At 59.2% G+C, this 19,074-nt stretch carries 17 protein-coding genes; 3 read left to right on the top strand and 14 right to left on the bottom strand.

All coding sequences use genetic code 11. The features are described from left to right. Positions 1-83: 83 nt before the first annotated feature. The 3 genes from guaB to QK293_RS01885 all read right to left on the bottom strand — a co-directional run bounded on the left by guaB (position 84) and on the right by QK293_RS01885 (position 3,139). The gene (gene guaB, locus QK293_RS01895) at positions 84-1,553 is read right to left on the bottom strand and encodes an IMP dehydrogenase (RefSeq protein ID WP_282375274.1); all 1,470 of its coding nucleotides are present in this window, start codon (positions 1,551-1,553) and stop codon (positions 84-86) included. 208 nt (positions 1,554-1,761) lie between these two features. Continuing rightward, a complete protein-coding gene (locus QK293_RS01890) occupies positions 1,762-2,310 on the bottom strand; it encodes a sugar ABC transporter ATPase (protein WP_282375273.1) in 549 nt (182 codons plus the stop codon). A 61-nt stretch (positions 2,311-2,371) separates the two neighbouring features. After that, positions 2,372-3,139 (bottom strand): sulfite exporter TauE/SafE family protein, encoded by a 768-nt coding sequence (locus tag QK293_RS01885; protein ID WP_282375272.1) that lies wholly within the window; start codon positions 3,137-3,139, stop codon positions 2,372-2,374. 94 nt (positions 3,140-3,233) lie between these two features. On the opposite strand from QK293_RS01885, the gene xseA reads away from it, so the two are divergent. Continuing rightward, positions 3,234-4,613, top strand: coding sequence for an exodeoxyribonuclease VII large subunit (gene xseA / locus QK293_RS01880; protein WP_282375271.1), 1,380 nt, complete (start codon positions 3,234-3,236; stop codon positions 4,611-4,613). A 3-nt stretch (positions 4,614-4,616) separates the two neighbouring features. Beyond that, on the top strand, positions 4,617-5,438 hold the full coding sequence (locus tag QK293_RS01875) for a peptidoglycan DD-metalloendopeptidase family protein (protein ID WP_282375270.1): 822 nt from the start codon (positions 4,617-4,619) through the stop codon (positions 5,436-5,438). 133 nt (positions 5,439-5,571) lie between these two features. Here QK293_RS01875 and QK293_RS01870 read toward each other — a convergent pair whose 3' ends face one another. Continuing rightward, on the bottom strand, positions 5,572-5,928 hold the full coding sequence (locus QK293_RS01870; protein ID WP_282375269.1) for a hypothetical protein: 357 nt from the start codon (positions 5,926-5,928) through the stop codon (positions 5,572-5,574). Positions 5,929-6,326: 398 nt separating this feature from the next. On the opposite strand from QK293_RS01870, the gene leuA reads away from it, so the two are divergent. Further along, on the top strand, positions 6,327-8,006 hold the full coding sequence (gene leuA / locus QK293_RS01865) for a 2-isopropylmalate synthase (RefSeq protein WP_282375268.1): 1,680 nt from the start codon (positions 6,327-6,329) through the stop codon (positions 8,004-8,006). A 93-nt stretch (positions 8,007-8,099) separates the two neighbouring features. On the opposite strand, the gene QK293_RS01860 is transcribed toward leuA, so the two are convergent. From QK293_RS01860 to rlmN, 10 genes are all read right to left on the bottom strand, one after another. Beyond that, entirely contained in the window at positions 8,100-8,891 is a 792-nt protein-coding gene (locus QK293_RS01860) for an amidohydrolase (protein ID WP_282375267.1), read from the bottom strand. After that, the gene (locus tag QK293_RS01855) at positions 8,879-10,027 is read right to left on the bottom strand and encodes a pyridoxal phosphate-dependent aminotransferase (RefSeq protein ID WP_282375266.1); all 1,149 of its coding nucleotides are present in this window, start codon (positions 10,025-10,027) and stop codon (positions 8,879-8,881) included. The genes QK293_RS01860 and QK293_RS01855 overlap by 13 nt, the downstream gene beginning before the upstream one ends. 225 nt (positions 10,028-10,252) lie before the next feature. Further along, entirely contained in the window at positions 10,253-11,722 is a 1,470-nt protein-coding gene (gene der, locus QK293_RS01850; protein WP_282375265.1) for a ribosome biogenesis GTPase Der, read from the bottom strand. Positions 11,723-11,862: 140 nt separating this feature from the next. Further along, positions 11,863-13,014, bottom strand: coding sequence for an outer membrane protein assembly factor BamB (gene bamB, locus QK293_RS01845; protein ID WP_282375264.1), 1,152 nt, complete (start codon positions 13,012-13,014; stop codon positions 11,863-11,865). Next, entirely contained in the window at positions 13,007-13,648 is a 642-nt protein-coding gene (locus QK293_RS01840) for a tetratricopeptide repeat protein (protein WP_282375263.1), read from the bottom strand. The genes bamB and QK293_RS01840 overlap by 8 nt, the downstream gene beginning before the upstream one ends. Before the next feature lie 42 nt (positions 13,649-13,690). Then, positions 13,691-14,980 (bottom strand): histidine--tRNA ligase, encoded by a 1,290-nt coding sequence (gene hisS / locus QK293_RS01835; protein ID WP_282375262.1) that lies wholly within the window; start codon positions 14,978-14,980, stop codon positions 13,691-13,693. A gap of 23 nt (positions 14,981-15,003) precedes the next feature. Then, positions 15,004-16,113: a flavodoxin-dependent (E)-4-hydroxy-3-methylbut-2-enyl-diphosphate synthase gene (gene ispG, locus QK293_RS01830; RefSeq protein WP_010457850.1), complete on the bottom strand. Its 1,110-nt coding sequence runs from the start codon at positions 16,111-16,113 to the stop codon at positions 15,004-15,006. 3 nt (positions 16,114-16,116) lie between these two features. Further along, positions 16,117-17,139 (bottom strand): RodZ family helix-turn-helix domain-containing protein, encoded by a 1,023-nt coding sequence (locus QK293_RS01825; protein WP_282375261.1) that lies wholly within the window; start codon positions 17,137-17,139, stop codon positions 16,117-16,119. Beyond that, positions 17,139-17,897 carry a type IV pilus biogenesis/stability protein PilW gene (pilW, locus tag QK293_RS01820; RefSeq protein ID WP_282375260.1) on the bottom strand — a complete coding sequence of 253 codons (759 nt, stop codon included), beginning with the start codon at positions 17,895-17,897 and terminating at the stop codon, positions 17,139-17,141. The genes QK293_RS01825 and pilW overlap by 1 nt, the downstream gene beginning before the upstream one ends. Positions 17,898-17,909: 12 nt before the next feature. Then, positions 17,910-19,058: a 23S rRNA (adenine(2503)-C(2))-methyltransferase RlmN gene (gene rlmN / locus QK293_RS01815; protein WP_282375259.1), complete on the bottom strand. Its 1,149-nt coding sequence runs from the start codon at positions 19,056-19,058 to the stop codon at positions 17,910-17,912. Positions 19,059-19,074: the final 16 nt, after the last annotated feature.

The raw sequence follows: 19,074 nt of genomic DNA, 5'->3' as shown, positions 1-19,074 counted from the left end.
GTAATTCAGAAACAGTCGTGATTCAGAAACAACTCGGGGCTGAATAAAAACAGCCCCGGTTACTTAACTTATTGCTGGAAGCCTCAACCTACGCGGTAGTTTGGCGCTTCTTTGGTGATTTGTACGTCGTGAACGTGGGACTCGGCCATGCCGGCACCGGTGATCCGCACGAACTCTGGCTTGGTGCGCATTTCTTCGATGTCGGCGCTGCCGGTGTAACCCATCGAGGAACGCAGGCCGCCCATCAGTTGATGGATGATGGCGCTCAAGGTGCCCTTGTAAGGAACACGCCCTTCAATACCTTCCGGAACCAGTTTCTCGGCGCCTGCCGAGGAGTCCTGGAAGTAACGGTCGGAAGAGCCTTGAGCCTGGGACATGGCGCCCAGCGAACCCATGCCGCGGTAAGCCTTGTACGAACGACCCTGGAACAATTCGATCTCGCCTGGCGCTTCTTCAGTACCGGCGAACATCGAGCCCATCATCACGCAGGAAGCACCGGCAACGATGGCCTTGGACAGGTCACCGGAGAAACGGATGCCGCCGTCGGCGATCAACGGAACGCCAGTGCCTTCAAGGGCTGCGGCGACGTTGGCGATGGCACTGATTTGCGGGACACCGACACCGGCAACGATACGGGTGGTGCAGATCGAGCCTGGGCCGATACCGACCTTGACCGCATCGGCGCCTGCTTCAGCCAGAGCCTTGGCGGCAGCGCCGGTGGCGATGTTGCCGCCGATGACCTGCACTTCCGGGAAGTTCTGCTTGACCCAGCGAACGCGGTCGATCACACCTTTGGAGTGACCGTGAGCGGTGTCGACCACCACCACGTCAACGCCGGCATTGACCAGGGCAGCGACGCGATCACCGGTGTCTTTACCGGTACCGACTGCAGCGCCAACACGCAGACGACCTTGATCGTCTTTGCTGGCCAGTGGGTAAGCCTTGGCTTTTTCGATGTCGTTGACGGTCATCATGCCTTTGAGGGCAAATTTGTCGTCGACGATCAGCACGCGTTCAATGCGGTTTTTGTGCAACAACTCGCGGACGTCGTTCTTGTCGGCGCCTTCCTTGACCGTGACCAGACGCTCTTTAGGCGTCATCACTTCACGGACAGTGGCGTCCAGACGGTTTTCGAAACGTACGTCGCGGGAGGTGACGATGCCGACCAGGTCGCCATCGTGCAGTACCGGAACGCCGGAGATGTTGTGCAGGCGGGTCAGTTCGAACAGTTCACGAACCGTGGCATCAGCCTCGATGGTGATCGGGTCCTTGACCACGCCGGCCTCATAACGCTTGACCTTGCGCACTTCGGCAGCTTGCTGCTCGATGGTCATGTTCTTGTGGATGATGCCGATGCCACCTTCCTGAGCCATGGCGATTGCCAGACGGGCTTCAGTGACGGTGTCCATGGCGGCAGAAACCAGAGGAATATTCAGCTCGATGCCACGGGTTAGGCGGGTCTTGAGACTGACTTCGTTAGGAAGCACCTCGGAATAACCGGGCACTAGGAGAATGTCGTCGAATGTCAGAGCTTCTTGGCTGATACGCAGCATCGCGGGGGCTCCCGAGCGGGAAAATGGAAGCGCGCCATTATAGTCAGACACCCCCTCGGGTTCAATGTAAAACTCTGTCTAATATCGATGCAGTGATCGACGGGGGTTTGGGGTACACAAATCCCGTAGGAGCGAGGCTTGCCCGCGAAGGCATCGCTGCGGTACATCAGATACACCGAGTCGATCCCTTCGCGGGCAAGCACCGCTCCTACAGTTCGACCTTGACCCAGCTCACAGGCTGATCAAGCCAATCGGCAAATTCGTCGATAAAGCTCTGCTTGAATCCGGCCTCGGCCCAGTTGTTGAAGATAAATCCCAGGTTGGAAAAACCGCATTCCTGCAGGAAAAGAAAGCCGTTGATGTCATCTTCATGCCCGCATTCCGGACAAGTGAAGTTATCGGTACGCCCCGGCATCCATTCTTCCAGGCTGTCGAACAGCGCTTCGCCGACTTCCTTGCGGCACTCGGCGCAGCCCGCCTCTTCAAGGAAACCCTTGGCCGGCGTATAGATGCAGCGCTTGGTGATGATCTCCAGGCCATTGATCGGTTCGCCGAACGGCAGCGCTTCCGGGTGCAGCACTACAGCGCGGGCACCGTCGCCGATGGCATGAGCCATGCGGTTGCCGGTGCGACCGCAGGTGGTCAGTTCTTCTTTAATGATGTTCTTGCGCACCAGCCAACGCACGACCGCCCGGGCCCGGGGTTCGTGCACCGGCAGTGTGGAGATTTTCGGGACGATGATGCTTTGCGAATTCATGGTGCGGCCTGCTGCGAACGCTTTAAAGAAGCCCGGCAGCTTAAGCCCCCGGCTTCAGAGGTCAACTACTCAAATATCGTCCGATCAAGGCAATCCCACTGGCCAGTACCAACCAGGTCACCAGCCGCACGAATGCCTCGCGGGACAATCTCATGGTTAACCGCCGACCGATCCACAAGCCTGATGCCATGGCCGGCAACAAACACAGCGCCAATATCAACAAGGGTAGCTCGGCATACACACCCGCGACAGCAAACAGGCTCAAGCGCACCACGGTGCTGCAACTGATCAGCGCACTCTGGGTCGCCCGCGCCGCCTCTTTGGGTAACCGACTGTTCAAATAGATCGCATATAAAAAGCCGCCACTGCCAAACAGCGCCCCGAACATCCCGCCTACCGTGCCCATCGGCACTGCCCAAGCGGCGGACAATTGCGTCGGCCGGGTTTTGACCCACAGGCTGTAAACCGCATAGAGGCTGATGAACAAGCCCATCAACAGCAACAATAGATCGGATTTGAGGTTCAGCAGAAAGATCACCCCCAGCGTGCAGCCCACCGCCATGCAGGGCAGCAGCCGCAGCAACTCGGGCTTCGCCACATCCCGCCGCGACGGCAGCAGATTGCCGAACGCCGCGACGAAATCCAGCAGCACTAACAGCGGCACGATCTTCGACAGCGGCATGAACAGAATCAGAATCGGCCCCGCCACCAACGCGGTGCCAAACCCGGCGATACCGAACACGATGTAGGCCAGGGCGATGCCCAACCCGATCACCAGCCAATTCGTAGCGCCGAATGGCCATTGGTTCAACAACTCAAGCACGCTCATCTCCCCCGTCACTCCCAAATCCCTAGCGCTGAATCCTAGGGGATTTCTTTTGACTCATGGAGATTGATCGTCGAATGCCTTTAAACTGCGCCCCATGATTAAAGATCCCTTTGCAAGACTCGGCCTGGACCGTGAAGTCCTGACTGTCAGCCAGCTCAACGGCCGCGCGCGGGTGTTGCTCGAAGACGTGTTCAGCAACATCTGGGTTGAAGGCGAAATCTCGAATCTCGCCCGTCCGGCGTCCGGTCATGTGTATTTCACCCTCAAGGACAGCGGTGCCCAGGTGCGTTGCGCACTGTTCCGGCAGAACGCGGCGCGGGTGCGTCAGGCGTTGAAGGATGGCCTGGCGGTCAAGGTCCGCGGCAAGGTTTCGCTGTTCGAGGGCCGCGGCGACTATCAGTTGATCCTCGATACCGTGGAGCCGGCCGGTGACGGTGCGCTGCGTCTGGCCTTCGATGCGCTGAAGGAAAAACTCAGCGCCGAAGGCCTGTTCAGTGCCGAGCGCAAAGTACCGCTGCCGGCGCATCCGCAACGCATCGGCATCATCAGCTCGCCCACCGGCGCGGTGATCCGCGACATCATCAGCGTATTCCGCCGCCGCGCGCCGCAAGTGCAGCTGACGCTGATCCCCACTGCCGTGCAGGGCCGCGAAGCCACCGCGCAGATAGTCCGCGCACTGAAACTGGCGGACGCCCGCGGTTTCGACGCGCTGATTCTGGCCCGTGGTGGCGGTTCGCTGGAAGACCTCTGGTGCTTCAACGAAGAAGCCGTGGCCCGCGCCGTGGATGCTTGCGTGACGCCGATTGTCAGCGCCGTCGGCCATGAAACCGACGTGTCGATCAGCGACTTCGTGGCCGACGTTCGCGCCCCGACGCCTTCCGCCGCCGCCGAACTGCTCGCGCCAGATTCCAGCGATCTGGTCCGTCGGGTCGAAAGCCTGCATCGACGTCTGGTGATGCGCATCCGCGACCGTTTGATGCGTGATCGACTGCGCCTGGAAGGCATGTCTCGTCGCCTTCGTCATCCCGGCGAACGTCTGCGCCAGCAAGCGCAACGCCTTGATGACCTGGACATGCGCATGCGCCGCGCGTTCGAACGCAGCCTCAATACCCGCCGCGAACGGCTGATCCGTCTGGAAACCCGCCTCGCCGGGCAACATCCCGGTCGGCAACTGGCGATGCTTCGTCAGCGCCTCGACAACTTTGCCGAACGCCTGCCCCGTGCCATGCGCGAAGGGCTCAAATCCCGTCGTCTGCAACTGCAAAGTCAGGTGCAGACGCTGCAGGTGGTCAGCCCTCTTGCGACCCTCGCTCGTGGCTACAGCATTCTGTTGGATGAACGCGGCAACGCGATTCGCAGCGCCGAGCAAACCCACACGGGTCAGCGCCTGAAAGCCAGACTCGGCAACGGCGAGCTACACGTTCGGGTCGAAGACAATCACCTGACGCCTGTCACCCTTTCTTTACTGGATTGATCCATGCCGCGTTTTTTAGCTCCGTTGCTGTTGCTGTGCCTGACCTTCAACGCCCACGCCGACAGTTACATCACCCGTCTGCTGAACAAACCAGTGCCGGGCGGCGTGGCGGTGGTCGATCTCGGCACATCCGCGCAGACGCCGAAAGCCAGTTATCAAGGCAAACCGGTATTGGTGGTCAAGGAACAGAACAATTGGCTGGCGATTGTTGGCGTGCCGCTGACGGTTACACCGGGCACGCAGCAAGTCAGTAGCGGGGGTCGTAATCTCAGCTTCACGGTCGGCAGCAAGAAATACCCGGAACAGCACATCACCCTGAAGAATACGCAGCAGGTCAATCCGAACCCGGAGAATCTCAAGCGCATCGAAGGCGAACTGGCCGAGCAGATTCAGGCCTACCGCACCTTCAGCCCGAACACCCCAAGCAACCTGCTGCTGGACAAACCGGTCAACGGGCCGCTGTCGAGCAAGTTCGGCGTGCGCCGCTTCTTTAATGGTGAGGAGCGCAATCCGCATGCAGGGCTGGACTTCGCTGTGCCTGCCGGCACGCCGATCAAGACGCCAGCCGCTGGCAAAGTGATCCTGATCGGTAACTACTTCTTCAACGGCAACACGGTGTTTGTCGATCACGGACAGGGCTTTATCAGCATGTTCTGCCACCTGTCGAAAATCGACGTGAAGGTTGGCCAGCCATTGGCCCGTGGTGGAGTGGTCGGGAAAGTCGGTTCCACCGGGCGCGCGACCGGGCCGCATATGCACTGGAACGTCAGCCTGAATGATGCGCGGGTTGATCCAGCCATCTTTATAGGTGCATTTCAGCCTTAGTTGTTGCGTATGGCTACTGGCCTCTTCGCGGGCAAGCCTCGCTCCTACGGATATGGGTCGTACCCAAATCGTGTGGTCACCCCGAATCCGTAGGAGCGAGGCTTGCCCGCGAAGGCGATCTCAAGGATGCGGCTTATTCAGCCTCCAGATCCTCAATCCCGTGGACTTCCCTGTGCGCCAGACACTCTTTGATCCAGGCCTGAGTGTCCTCCGAGAAGCCGGTCAACTCCTCAGTCGTAATCAACGCTCGGGCACTCAGCCCGAGCAAGTGAGAGCGGGCCTCATGTCGTGAGAACCTGAAAACACCAAACGCCCAATACAGCTCTTTCTGCCCGGCCTTCAGCAGTTCTTCGCTGGCTTCTATCCGCTCATAAGGCACCAGACTTTTATCCAGCACCGTACGCTCGACCTCCTCCATGATGCGGATACACAGGCGCTCATGGGCCAACGGACGCAGTGCACTATAAAGCTTCCAATCTGACTCGTTCATCACCGACTCCTGCCTGCCAGTAGCCCTGTTGAGTGTTTAAGAATAGCCGCCCTGACCGAGCTGCGGCCGCCAACTTTCAATTGCGCATCGTTCAAACCTCGCGCAACCATAAAAACAATCAACACCCTTCACCGCAATTAAATCTCGATAAAGAAGACTTTTAGAGGATTCCTCTCAATTTTTTGAGACCGCTTGCCATCCTTCACCCTCGCGGTTAGGGTTGAAGGCATGAAAACCTCTCACACCCTCATTCAGCTTCGCCAGCACCGCAGCCTGTGCCTTGTCAGTGCACGACTGCCGGGCTGAATTTGCGGTGCCTCGCCCTACGCTTTTCCCCAAGAACATTTGATCCACCGGCAGGCCGCCTTTTTTCGGCCCACACAATTAAGGATTTCCCGATGAGCATGCTCAAAGACCCGTCTTCGAAATACCGCGCGTTCCCGACCATCGACATCCCGGACCGCACCTGGCCGTCGAAGACCATTACCGCCGCGCCGATCTGGTGCAGCTCCGACCTTCGTGACGGTAACCAGTCGCTGATCGAGCCAATGGACGCGGTCAAGAAGCTGCGTTTCTGGAAAACCCTGGTGCAGGTCGGCGTAAAAGAAATCGAAGCGTCGTTCCCGGCGGCTTCGCAAACCGACTTCGACTTCGTGCGTACTTTGATCGAAGGCAACCACATCCCGGACGACACCACCATTCAGGTGCTGACCCAGGGCCGTGAAGATTTGATCGAGCGCACCTTCGAATCCCTGCGCGGGGCGAAGAAAGCCATCGTTCACCTGTACAACGCCACCTCCCCTTCTTTCCGCCGCATTGTCTTCAATCAGGACAAGGAAGGGGTCAAGGCCATCGCCGTGAACGCGGCCAAGCTGTTCGTCAAATATGCGGCCCAGCAGCCAAACACCGAGTGGACCTTCGAATACTCGCCAGAAACCTTCAGCGCCACCGAACTGGAATTCGCCAAGGAAGTCTGCGACGCGGTGATCGAAGTCTGGAACCCGACGCCTGAGCACAAGGTGATCCTCAACCTGCCGGCCACCGTCGAATGCGCGACCCCGAACATCTATGCTGACCAGATCGAATGGTTCGGCCGTCACATCAACCGTCGTGACAGCGTGATCATCAGCCTGCACACCCACAACGACCGTGGCACGGGTGTTGCCGCCACAGAGCTGGGCCTGATGGCCGGCGCCGACCGTGTCGAAGGCTGCCTGTTCGGCAACGGCGAGCGCACCGGTAACGTCGATCTCGTGACCGTGGCACTGAACCTCTACACCCAGGGCATTCACCCTGAGCTGGACTTCTCCGACATCGACGGCGTGCGTAAAGTCGTCGAAGAATGCAACCAGATTCAAGTGCACCCACGTCACCCGTACGTCGGCGACCTGGTTCACACTGCGTTCTCCGGCTCCCACCAGGACGCCATCCGCAAGGGCTTCGCCCAGCAGAAACCGGACGCTCTGTGGGAAGTACCGTACTTGCCGATCGACCCGGCCGATATCGGCCGCAGCTACGAGGCGGTGATCCGCGTCAACAGCCAGTCGGGCAAGGGCGGTATCGCCTACCTGCTGGAACAGGAATACGGCATCAGCTTGCCGCGTCGCATGCAGATCGAGTTCAGCCAAGTGGTGCAGCGTGAAACAGATCGCCTGGGTCTGGAGATGACCGCCAAGCAGATCCACGCGTTGCTTCACAGCGAGTACTTGCAGGCCAACACCCCGTACGCGCTGGTCAGCCATCGCCTGCAGGAAGAAAACGGCCATAGCGCCGTGGAAGTGGAAGTCTCCAGCAAAGGTCAGGGTGAAACCAACCTGCACTGGCGTGGCAAGGGCAACGGTGCCCTGGAAGCGCTGGTGGCCGGTCTGCCGATTCCGGTTGAAATCATGGACTACAACGAACACGCCATCGGTTCGGGCACCCATGCCAAGGCGGCGGCCTACATTGAACTGCGCGTGAACGGTGAACGTGCGGTGCATGGCGTCGGTATCGATGAAAACATCACCACCGCCAGCTTCAAGGCCCTGTTCAGCGCACTGAACCGCTCGCTGAGCCAGCCGGAAGCGAAAGCGGCGTAAGCCTTCGCTGAAATGCAAAAGGCCCCGGGGTGAGAACCTCGGGGCCTTTTTGTTTGCCCTGATCGTTCCCACGCAGAGCGTGGGAACGATCGGTTACGTGAACTCGAAGGTATCCGCATCCAGATTCGCCGGAAACCGCGTGCGATAGGCCGCCAGATCCGCAGCGCTCAGAACGACCTTGAACACCCCATCCGCTTCGCCTGCGCTGAGCAATGTCTCACCCTGAAAATCCAATACCTGACTGTCACCGGTATACGCAAAGCCTTTACCGTCAGTGCCGATCCGATTCACCGCCGCCACGTAGCAGAGGTTTTCGATCGCCCGCGCTGGCAGCAAACGGTTCCAGTGCTGACGCCGTGCACCCGGCCAGTTGGCGGTGTACAGCAACAGGTCGGTATCCTGAGAATCGCGGCTCCAGACCGGGAAGCGCAGGTCGTAGCAAATCAGTGGCCGCACTCGCCAGCCCTTGAGTTCGAACTGCACCTGGCGCTCGCCGGGGGTGTAGTGATTGTGTTCACCGGCCATGCGAAACAGATGGCGCTTGTCGTAGTGCCACACCTCCCCGTCCGGCCGCGCCCACAACAGGCGATTGCGATGGCTGCCGTCAGCCGCCTGGACGATCACGCTGCCGGTGATCACCGCATCCAGTTTCGCTGCCTGCACCCGCAGCCATTTGCTGGTCGGACCATTTTCGGGCTCGGCGAGCGTTTCCGACTCCATGGAAAAACCGGTGGTGAACATCTCCGGCAGAATGATCAGGTCAGCGCCGCGAGCCTGTTCCAGCAACTGCTCGAAATGCTCCAGATTGGCCTGACGATCATGCCAGGCCAGGGTGGTCTGGATCAGTGCAATGTTCAGATTGGGTAGCGCGCTCAGATCACGCATAGTTTTTCCGCTGCTTCACGCAGGGTCTCCTCGCGTTTGGCGAAGCACAGGCGCACCAGGCGCTGGCCTTCGGGCGGAGTCTGGTAGAACACCGAGATCGGGATGCTCGCCACACCATGTTCACGGGTCATCCACAACGTCATCTCGACATCGTCGAGGTCCGGACGGATCTGCGAGTAATCGACTAACTGGAAATAAGTACCGGCCACTCGGGTGAAGCTGAAGCGCGACGGCGTCAGCAGATCGCAGAACAGGTCGCGCTTGGCCTGATAGAACGCCGGCAGTTCCTCGACGTGTTCCGGGTGCTCGGCCATGTAGTCAGCCAAGGCATATTGCAGCGGCGTCACGCCGCAGAAACTGACGTATTGGTGAACCTTGCGCAGCTCGGCGGTGAGAGCCGGCGGCGCGACCACGTAGCCGGTTTTCCAGCCAGTGACGTGGTATGTCTTGCCGAAAGAACTGACTACGAAGGCGCGCTGATACAGCTCTTCGTGATTCAGCACGCTGACGTGAGGCACGCCGTCGAAGACCAGGTGTTCGTAGACTTCGTCGCTGACGATGTAGATGTCGCGATCCCGAATCAACGCCGCCAACTGATCTAGCTCGGCACGACTGATCAGCGCGCCACTTGGGTTATGCGGAGAGTTGAGAACGATCATCCGGGTGCGCGGCGTAATCGCTTCGGCAAGCTTCTGGAAGTCGATGGCAAAGTCATTCAAACCGAGTTGCACATGCACGCAACGACCTCCGGCCAGCTCAACCGAGGGTTCATAACTGTCGTAGGCCGGATCGAAGACAATCACCTCGTCACCGCTGTGGATAACCGCCTGAATCGCACAGAAGATCGCCTGGGTTGCGCCGGGAGTGACGGTCACTTCATGGTCGGCATCCACATTGACGCCGTAGCGGCGAGCGATCTTCATCGAAATCTGCTGGCGCAGCGCCGGCAGTCCCGTCATCGGTGAATATTGGTTGTGGCCACTGGCAATATGCCGACCGACCGCATCACACAGGGCTTGCGGGGCATCGAAATCGGGAAAACCCTGGGACAGATTCAGCGCCCCGGTTTGCGCCGCGAGCTGAGACATCTGAGTGAAGATAGTGATGCCGACATTCGGCAGCTTACTGGTGATCATCGTTGATTCCCTGCTCTACACCCGGCGCTAACGACGGCGCGGGAGAGTCCGAGGATAGCCCAAACGGCGCCCATAAAAAAAGGGCGCCTTAAGCGCCCTTTCTTGAACCCGGTCCTGTGGGAGCAAGGCTTGCCCGCGATGGCCACACTGCTGTGTATCAGGTACACCGCGTCATCGTTCTTCGCGGGCAAGCCTCGCTCCTACAGAAGCCAGGTCGACCGTGAATCAGCGCTTGTCTCTACGCTTCTTGTCAGCTTTCTTGTGGTGCGACATCATGCGACGCTTCTTGTTGACCTGACGGTCGGTGAGCGAGTTCTTGTTGCCTTCGTACGGGTTCTCGCCGCCCTTGAACTCGATGCGGATCGGCGTACCGACCAGCTTCAAGACACGACGGTAAGTGTTTTCCAGATAACGCACGTAAGACTTCGGCACCTTCTCGATCTGGTTACCGTGAATCACGATGATCGGCGGGTTCGCGCCACCCAAGTGGGCATAACGCAGCTTGATCCGGCGGTTGTTGACCATCGGCGGCGCGTGCTCACCAACCGCATCTTCCAGAATCGTGGTCAGGCGGTTGGTTGGCCAGCGGGTGACCGCAGACTTGAACGAGTTCTGTACGGAGGCGTAGAGGTTGCCCACACCCGTGCCGTGCAGGGCCGAGATGAAGTGAATGTCGGCGTAGTCAACGAAGAACAGTCGACGTTGCAGCTCGACCTTCACGAAGTCGCGCTCGCTCGGCGTCATGCCGTCCCACTTGTTGATCGCGATCACCAGCGCACGACCCGACTCAATGGCAAAGCCCAGCAGGTTGAGGTCGTGGTCGACCACGCCTTCGCGGGCGTCCATCACAAAGATCACCACGTTGGCGTCTTTGATGGCTTGCAGGGTTTTGACCACGGAGAATTTTTCGACTTCTTCGTGGATCTTGCCGCGCTTGCGCACACCGGCGGTGTCGATCAGCGTGTACTTCTCGTCGTTACGCTCGAACGGGATGTAGATACTGTCGCGGGTGGTGCCGGGCTCGTCATAAACGATGACACGGTCTTCACCGAGCATGCGGTTGACGAGGGTCGACTTGCCGACGTTTGGCCGGCCGATGATGGCGATCTTGATCCCGTCTTTTTCGCTTGGGCCAGGAATGCGCTTGGCTTCCTCGCCTTCGGCAACGATCTCTTCCTCGCCTTCTTCTGGCTCGTCATCGTCTTTCGGGAAGGTGCTCAGGGCGATTTCCAGCATCTGGGTGATGCCACGACCGTGGGCACCGGCGATCGGAATCGCGTGGCCCATGCCCAACGGGGCGAACTCGGCGCGGGCCATTTCAGGGTCGATGTTGTCGACCTTGTTGGCAACCACGTAAGAACGCTTGTTACGTTTGCGCAAATGCTCGGCGATCATCTGGTCGGCGGCGGTAAAACCGGCCTTGGCATCTACCAGAAACAGAACGACATCCGCTTCTTCAATGGCCAGCAGCGACTGCTCGGCCATTTTTTCGTCCATACCGTGCTCGTCACCGGAGATACCGCCGGTGTCGACCAGAATGTAGGAACGCCCTTGCCACTTGGCCTCACCGTATTGGCGATCACGGGTCAGACCGGACAAGTCGCCGACGATGGCGTCGCGAGTCCTGGTCAGGCGGTTGAACAAGGTGGACTTGCCGACGTTCGGTCGGCCCACCAGGGCGATTACGGGAACCATGCGGCTCTCCACTTCGTTATTTCAGAAAATACAAAAGCCGCTGCGAGGCAGCGGCTGGTGCTCGGGGCAGCGCCTGTGAGCGCTGCGAGCCCCGCAGAACGGGGCCGCTTGGGGAACTAACCCCAAGCATAGTCAAACCTTTACTTAATGGTCAGGGCTTCCAGTTTGCCGCTGTTGCCATACAGATAAATCGTGTCACCCACTACCAACGGACGGGCACGCAGGCCGTCGCTGTCAATGCGCTCGCGGCCGACGAAACGACCGTCAACCTGACTCAGCAGATGCAGGTAACCTTCCATATCACCGACTGCAACATAGCTGGAGAACACTTCCGGAGCCGACAGTTGACGACGGGCCAGCGAATCGTTGCTCCACAAGGCTGTGGTGGAACGTTCGTCGACGCCTTCAACGGTGCCCGAAGACAGGCTCACGTAAACGCTGCCAAACCCCTGGGCGACACCGGCGTAGCTGGAAGCATCACGCTGCCAGAGCTGACGACCGCTTTCCAGATCCAGTGCCGCAACGCGACCCTGATAGCTGGCGACATACAGCGTACCGCCGGACAGCAGCAAGCCACCGTCGATATCGACAACGCGCTCCAGTTCCGAACGACCTTGTGGAATCGCTACACGTTGTTCCCATACCGGCACGCCGTTGGAGATATCGAGAGCGACCACTTTACCGGTCGACAGGCCAGCCACCGCGAGGCGGTTGGTGACGATCGGCGCACTGGTGCCGCGCAGGGTCAATACCGCTGGAGTGCTGTCATACAACCAGCGCTGGGTACCGGTAGCGGCATCCAGACCGATCAGACGGTCATCCTGAGTCTGAACCACCACCACGTCACCGTTGCTGACCGGCGGCGCGAGGACTTCACTGGACACGCGAGCGCGCCATTTCTCTTCGCCGCTGCTGGCGTCAAGGGCAACGATTTCGCCCTTGATCGTACCGATCATGAGCAGACCGTAACTCACGCCAACGGCGCCGGAAACAGGCAGCTCGAGATCTTTCTTCCATTTGACGTCGCCATTGCTGCGATCCATCGCCATCACCACACCGGTGACGTCGGCGGCATAGATGGTATCGCCATCGATCGCCGGAACCAGCATGTTGTACGTTTTGCCCTGACCGTCACCGATCGAACGACTCCACTGCTTTTGCAAAACCACTTCTTCTTTGAAGTCGGTCAACTCGGCCGGTGGCAGTTCTTTTTTGCTGTTGCTGCTGCAACCCGCGGCCAATATGGCCAGAGCCAGCAATGCTGCATGTTTCCAACGAATCACGTCACGCATCCCCTTTGGCCAGGTCGTCCAGCTTGATTTGTAGGCCACCGACCGCCGCTTCATCCGACAGTGCCGCCTTGGCTTTTTGATACGCCGTGTTCGCTTCGTCGGTACGACCCAATTGCACCAACAGGTCGCCTTTGAGCTCTTCGCGAGTGGCCAGGAATGCTTTGTCGGCATCGCCTTCGAGCAGTTTCAGGGCTTCATCGGCCTTGTTCTGCGCGGCCAGCACCTGCGCCAGGCGCTGACGGGCGATTTCGCCCAATGCCGGGTTGGCCGGTTTGGCGGTAACGGCCTTCAGCTCGATGGCTGCGTCATCCAGCTTGCCGCTGTCGACCGCGACTTTCGCCACGAACAGGCTGCCATATTGCGCGTAAGCGGTGCCACCGAACTCGCTGTTGAGCTTGCCGGCCAAGTCCGAAACACGGGCGGCATCAGGCTTGCCGTCAGGCGTCAGCGTGGTTTCCAGCAATTGCTGATAGAGCATCGAGGCGCCTTGCGACTGATTGCTCTGATACTTTTGAAAAGCCTGCCAGCCGAACACGATGACCAGCGCCAACAGGCCGCCAGTGACCAGGGGCTTGCCGTTGCGTGTCCACCAGTCCTTCAAATCCGCCAGGTTTTCGTCTTCGGTACTCGACACCCCAATACTCCTTAATCGCTAAATCGGCTGTTTATGACAGCTTCAACCCTGCACGACGCAGGTGGCCAGGTGTGCAGCAAGCGCATCCCAGGCAATGCTTTGTTGTTCGCCCTGGCCACGCAGGGGTTTGAAACCTACCACTTGCTGGGCCATTTCGTCGTCACCGAGGATCAGCGCGTACAGCGCACCGCTCTTGTCGGCCTTCTTGAACTGGCTTTTGAAGCTGCCGGCGCCGGCATTCACTTGCAGGCGCAGGTTGGGCAATTGATCACGAACACGTTCGCTCAGCGCCAGACCGGCCAGCTCGGCGGCTTCGCCGAAGGCGCAGAGATAGACGTCGACCTGACGGGAGATTTCTTCCGGGATCTGCTCCAGGGTTTCAAGCAGCAGCACCAGGCGCTCGATACCCATGGCGAAACCAACGCCAGGGGTCGGTTTGCCGCCCATCTGCTCCACCAGACCATCGTAACGACCACCGGCACACACAGTGCCTTGAGCGCCCAACTGGTCGGTGACCCATTCGAAAACGGTCTTGCTGTAGTAATCCAGCCCGCGTACCAGCTTCGGGTTGATCACGTAAGGAATGCCGGCGGTGTCCAGGCGAGCCTTGAGGCCCTCGAAGTGCACACGAGACTCTTCGTCGAGGTAGTCGGCCATTTTCGGCGCGTCGACCAGCACGGCTTGAGTGTCAGCGTTCTTGGTATCCAGAACCCGCAATGGGTTGGTCTTCAGACGGCGCTGGCTGTCTTCGTCCAGCTTGTCCAGGCGAGCCGAGAGGAACTCGACCAGCGCTTCACGATAACGACCACGGGACTCGGCGGTGCCCAGGCTATTGAGCTCGAGCTTGACCGCATCACGGATGCCCAGCTCGCCCCACAGGCGCCAGGTCAGTACGATCAACTCAGCATCGATGTCCGGACCGTCGAGGTTGAAGACTTCGCAACCGATCTGGTGGAACTGGCGATAACGGCCTTTCTGCGGACGTTCGTGGCGGAACATCGGGCCGATGTACCAGAGTTTCTGCACCTGGCCACCGCCGGTGATGCCGTGCTCAAGCACCGCACGCACGCAGGCCGCCGTGCCTTCAGGGCGCAGGGTCAGGGAATCGCCGTTGCGGTCGTCGAAGGTGTACATCTCTTTTTCGACGATGTCGGTCACTTCACCGATGGAGCGCTTGAACAGCTCGGTGAACTCGACGATCGGCATGCGGATCTGCTTGTAACCGTAGTTATCCAGCAAACGCGAGACAGTGCCCTCGAAATGACGCCACAGGGGAGTCTGTTCGGGCAGGATGTCGTTCATGCCACGAATGGCTTGCAGAGACTTGCTCACTTAAAATCCTTAAATTCGTTCGATCAGCCGCGAGCGATTACAGCTGCGTCGGCTTCGACCTTTTCGGCCGCTTTCTGACGGATCAAGCGTTCAAGCTCATCCACCAGATTGTCATTCGTCAGTTTCTGCGACGGCTTGCCGTCGATATAAATCAAGTTTGGCGTGCCGCCGGTCAAGCCAATATGGGCTTCCTTGGCTTCGCCTGGCCCGTTGACCACGCAACCGATCACCGCGACATCCAGCGGCACCAGCAGGTCTTCAAGGCGCCCTTCCAGCTCGTTCATGGTTTTGACCACATCGAAGTTCTGCCGCGAGCAGCTCGGGCAGGCGATGAAGTTGATGCCACGGGAACGCAGGTGCAGGGATTTGAGAATGTCGTAGCCGACTTTCACTTCCTCGACCGGGTCGGCCGCCAACGAGATGCGAATAGTATCGCCAATCCCTTCGGCGAGCAGCATACCGAGGCCCACGGCGGATTTCACCGTGCCTGAACGCAAACCACCGGCTTCGGTGATGCCCAGGTGCAGCGGCTGGACGATTTCCTTGGCCAGCAAACGATAAGCGGCGACGGCCATGAACACATCGGAGGCTTTGACGCTGACCTTGAAGTCCTGAAAATTCAGGCGTTCAAGGTGCTCGACGTGACGCAGGGCGGATTCAACCAGCGCCGCCGGGGTCGGCTCGCCGTATTTCTTTTGCAGGTCTTTTTCCAGGGAACCGGCGTTCACACCAATGCGAATCGGAATCCCGCGATCACGGGCGGCATCGACTACTGCACGCACGCGGTCTTCGCGACCGATATTGCCCGGGTTGATCCGCAGGCAGTCAACGCCCAGTTCGGCGACGCGCAGCGCGATTTTGTAGTCGAAGTGAATGTCGGCAACCAGTGGAACCTTGACCAGTTGCTTGATCTTGCCGAAGGCTTCGGCGGCGTCCATGTCCGGCACGGAAATGCGCACGATATCGACGCCAGCGGCTTCCAGACGATTGATCTGGGCAACGGTGGCGGCTACGTCATTGGTGTCGCTGTTGGTCATGCTCTGCACAGCGATAGGCGCATCGCCGCCAACAGGCACGTTACCGACCCAAATCTTGCGCGATTCGCGACGTTTGATTGGAGATTCGCCGTGCATGACTTATTGACCCAACTTCAGGCGAGCAGTCTCGCCACTGGTGAACGGAGCGATATCAACCACCTGCCCGTTGTAGTTGACCTGCGCGCCACGGGCGAAGCCCAGACGCACAGAAAAGGGTGGTTTGCCGCTGACAGAAACATTTTCGCCTTTACGCTTGAGACCGCTCAACAATACTTTGCCGCTGCCGTCGGTCACTTGCGTCCAGCAATCGGCGGTGAATTGCAGTTGAACCTGCCCCTGGCCGGAAACCGGTGCAGCCGCTGCTGGAGCGGGGATGGTTGGCGTGACCGAAGCGGACGCAGGCGGGGCCGATACAACAGGAGCAGTCGGAGCAGGCGCTACCGGCGTCGCGACAACCGACGCAGCGCTGTGCGTCGGTGCTGCGGGCGCGGGAGTCGCCGGTGCAGCCGGAACTACTGCTTCAGCAACAGCCGGAGCCTCATCGGACGTTTCGGCTTGCGGCAGTGCGAGATCGGTTGTGCCGTCCGCCTGACCTTCCGCGACAGCCTGGTCTTCCGGCTCGTCCAGCGGATGGATCTGGGTGGTGCCGTCAGCACCTTCGACTTCAACGTGCTCCGGGCTCAGGCTCGTCACTTCCTTGGTGCGCAACGAGGTTTGATCCTGCCACCAGACAAATCCACCGCCGATCACAGCCAGCAGCAACAGCAGACTGACAATTCGCAAAATGGTGTGGGAAACCCGAACCGGCTCTTCGATACGTCCCAGGCTATGAACGTTGCTGCCCTGGGAGTCGGTGCCGGTGGATTGGTCGAACTGCTGGACCAGTACGGTTTGATCCATGCCCAGCAATTTCGCGTAGGCGCGAATATAACCGCGAGCAAAAGTATGCCCAGGCAGCTTGTCGAAAGCGCCGGTTTCCAGATTGCTCAGGGAATTGACGGTGAGGTTGAGCTTGAGGGCCACTTCAGCCAGCGACCAGCCATTGCTTTCGCGGGCCTGGCGCAAGGTCTCACCGGGGTTAACGCGATTCGCTGCTACAACTTCGGGATGCGCCGCTTTCATCATTGCTCCGACAGGTATTGCTGATATTCCGGCGTACCGGGATAGAGTCGTTTTAGTTGCAGGCCAAAACTGGCGGCCTTGTCGCGATCTTCAAACACTTTTGCCAGCCGAACGCCGAGCAATAGACTACGTGCATTTTGCTCGGTGAGCAGGCTAAAACGATCGTAATAGTCACGCGCGGGCACATAATGCCTGTCTTCGTAAGACAACTCAGCCATTTCCAGCAATGCACGTGGCTGTTGGCGATTCAAACGCAGGGCTTTTTCCAGCTGCTGCTGCGCCAGATCCCGCTGGCCCAGCTTCGAAGCGGTCATGCCGAGGTTCTCGAACACCCGCGAACGCTCGGGATACATGGTATCGGCGGCAGCCTGTTCAAAGCGCTCGTACGCCTCTTTGTACCGTTTCTCTTCGAAAAGGAAACTTCCGTAGTTGTTCAGGATTCGCGCATCGTTGGGGCGCGAAGCCAGCGCCTTGCGAAAATGCTCGTCCGCCAGCTCCGGCTCCATCTCGGCTTGAAACACCAGACCCAGCGCAGCGTTGGCGTCTGGATCCGAGTCATTCAGATCCAACGCTTTCTTCAACGGTACTTTCGCCCGTTCGGTCATGCCTTGTTGCAAGTAGCCCAGGCCCAGCTGTACATAGGCGGCACGCGCTTCATCGCGACCCTTGCTGGTCTTCATCGGGTTGAAATCGCCCGACAGGACACAGCCAGCACACAGGCTGGCCAACAGCAACAGCAGCGCGAAGCGCAGGGACATAGAGATCCTCTCTTAATTATTGTTCGCAGCGTTCTGCGCGATATCGTTTTCGGCGCTTAACTCGCGCACGGCGATATAACGTTCGCTGCGACGGGTGCGATCCAGCACCTGCCCTACCAATTGGCCACACGCGGCATCGATGTCTTCACCGCGGGTGGTGCGTACGGTGACATTGAAGCCGGCATGGTGAAGCTGATCCTGGAAACGGCGAATCGCGTTGTTGCTCGGGCGCTCGTAACCGGAATGCGGGAACGGGTTGAACGGAATCAGGTTGATCTTGCACGGGATGTTCTTGAGCAACTCGATCATTTCGACCGCGTGCTCAGTCTTGTCGTTGATGTCCTTGAGCAACGTGTACTCAATGGTCAGCACGCGCTTCTCGCCCAAGGACGACATGTAGCGCTGGCACGACTCGAGCAGCATCTTAAGCGGATACTTCTTGTTGATCGGTACCAATTGGTTACGCAATGCGTCGTTCGGTGCGTGCAGGGACAACGCCAGGGAGACGTCGATGTGCTTGGACAGCTCATCGATCATCGGCACCACACCCGATGTAGACAGGGTTACGCGGCGCTTGGAGATCCCGTAGCCCAGGTCATCCATCATCAGATGCATGGCGGCCACGACGTTGTCGAAGTTCAGCAGCGGCTCACCCATGCCCATCATCACCACGTTGGTGATGGCACGGTCGGCGGTCGCCGGGATGCTGCCGAACGATTTATTGGCAATCCACACCTGACCGATGACTTCGGCGGCGGTGAGGTTGCTGTTGAAACCTTGCTTGCCGGTGGAGCAGAAACTGCAATCCAGGGCACAGCCTGCCTGGGACGAAACGCACAAAGTGCCGCGCTTGCCCTGGGGAATGTACACGGTCTCGACGCAGCTACCGGACGCCACGCGCACCACCCACTTACGGGTGCCGTCGGTGGAGATGTCCTCGCTGACCACTTCGGGGCCGCGGACTTCAGCAATGGCCTTGAGCTTGTCGCGCAAGGCTTTGCTGACGTTCGTCATGGCGTCGAAATCATCGACGCCAAGGTGGTGAATCCATTTCATTACCTGACCGGCACGGAAACGCTTCTCCCCGATTGAGTCGAAGAATTTTTCCATTTCCAGCTGAGTCAGACCCAGCAGGTTGGTTTTTACAGTCGATGTAGTCATGGATTCACCTTCACTC

Source organism: Pseudomonas sp. AL03 (assembly GCF_029960815.1).
GTDB lineage: Bacteria > Pseudomonadota > Gammaproteobacteria > Pseudomonadales > Pseudomonadaceae > Aquipseudomonas.
The sequence above is the reverse complement of the archived record's forward strand: the minus strand, read 5'-3'. Positions and strand labels throughout refer to the sequence as shown.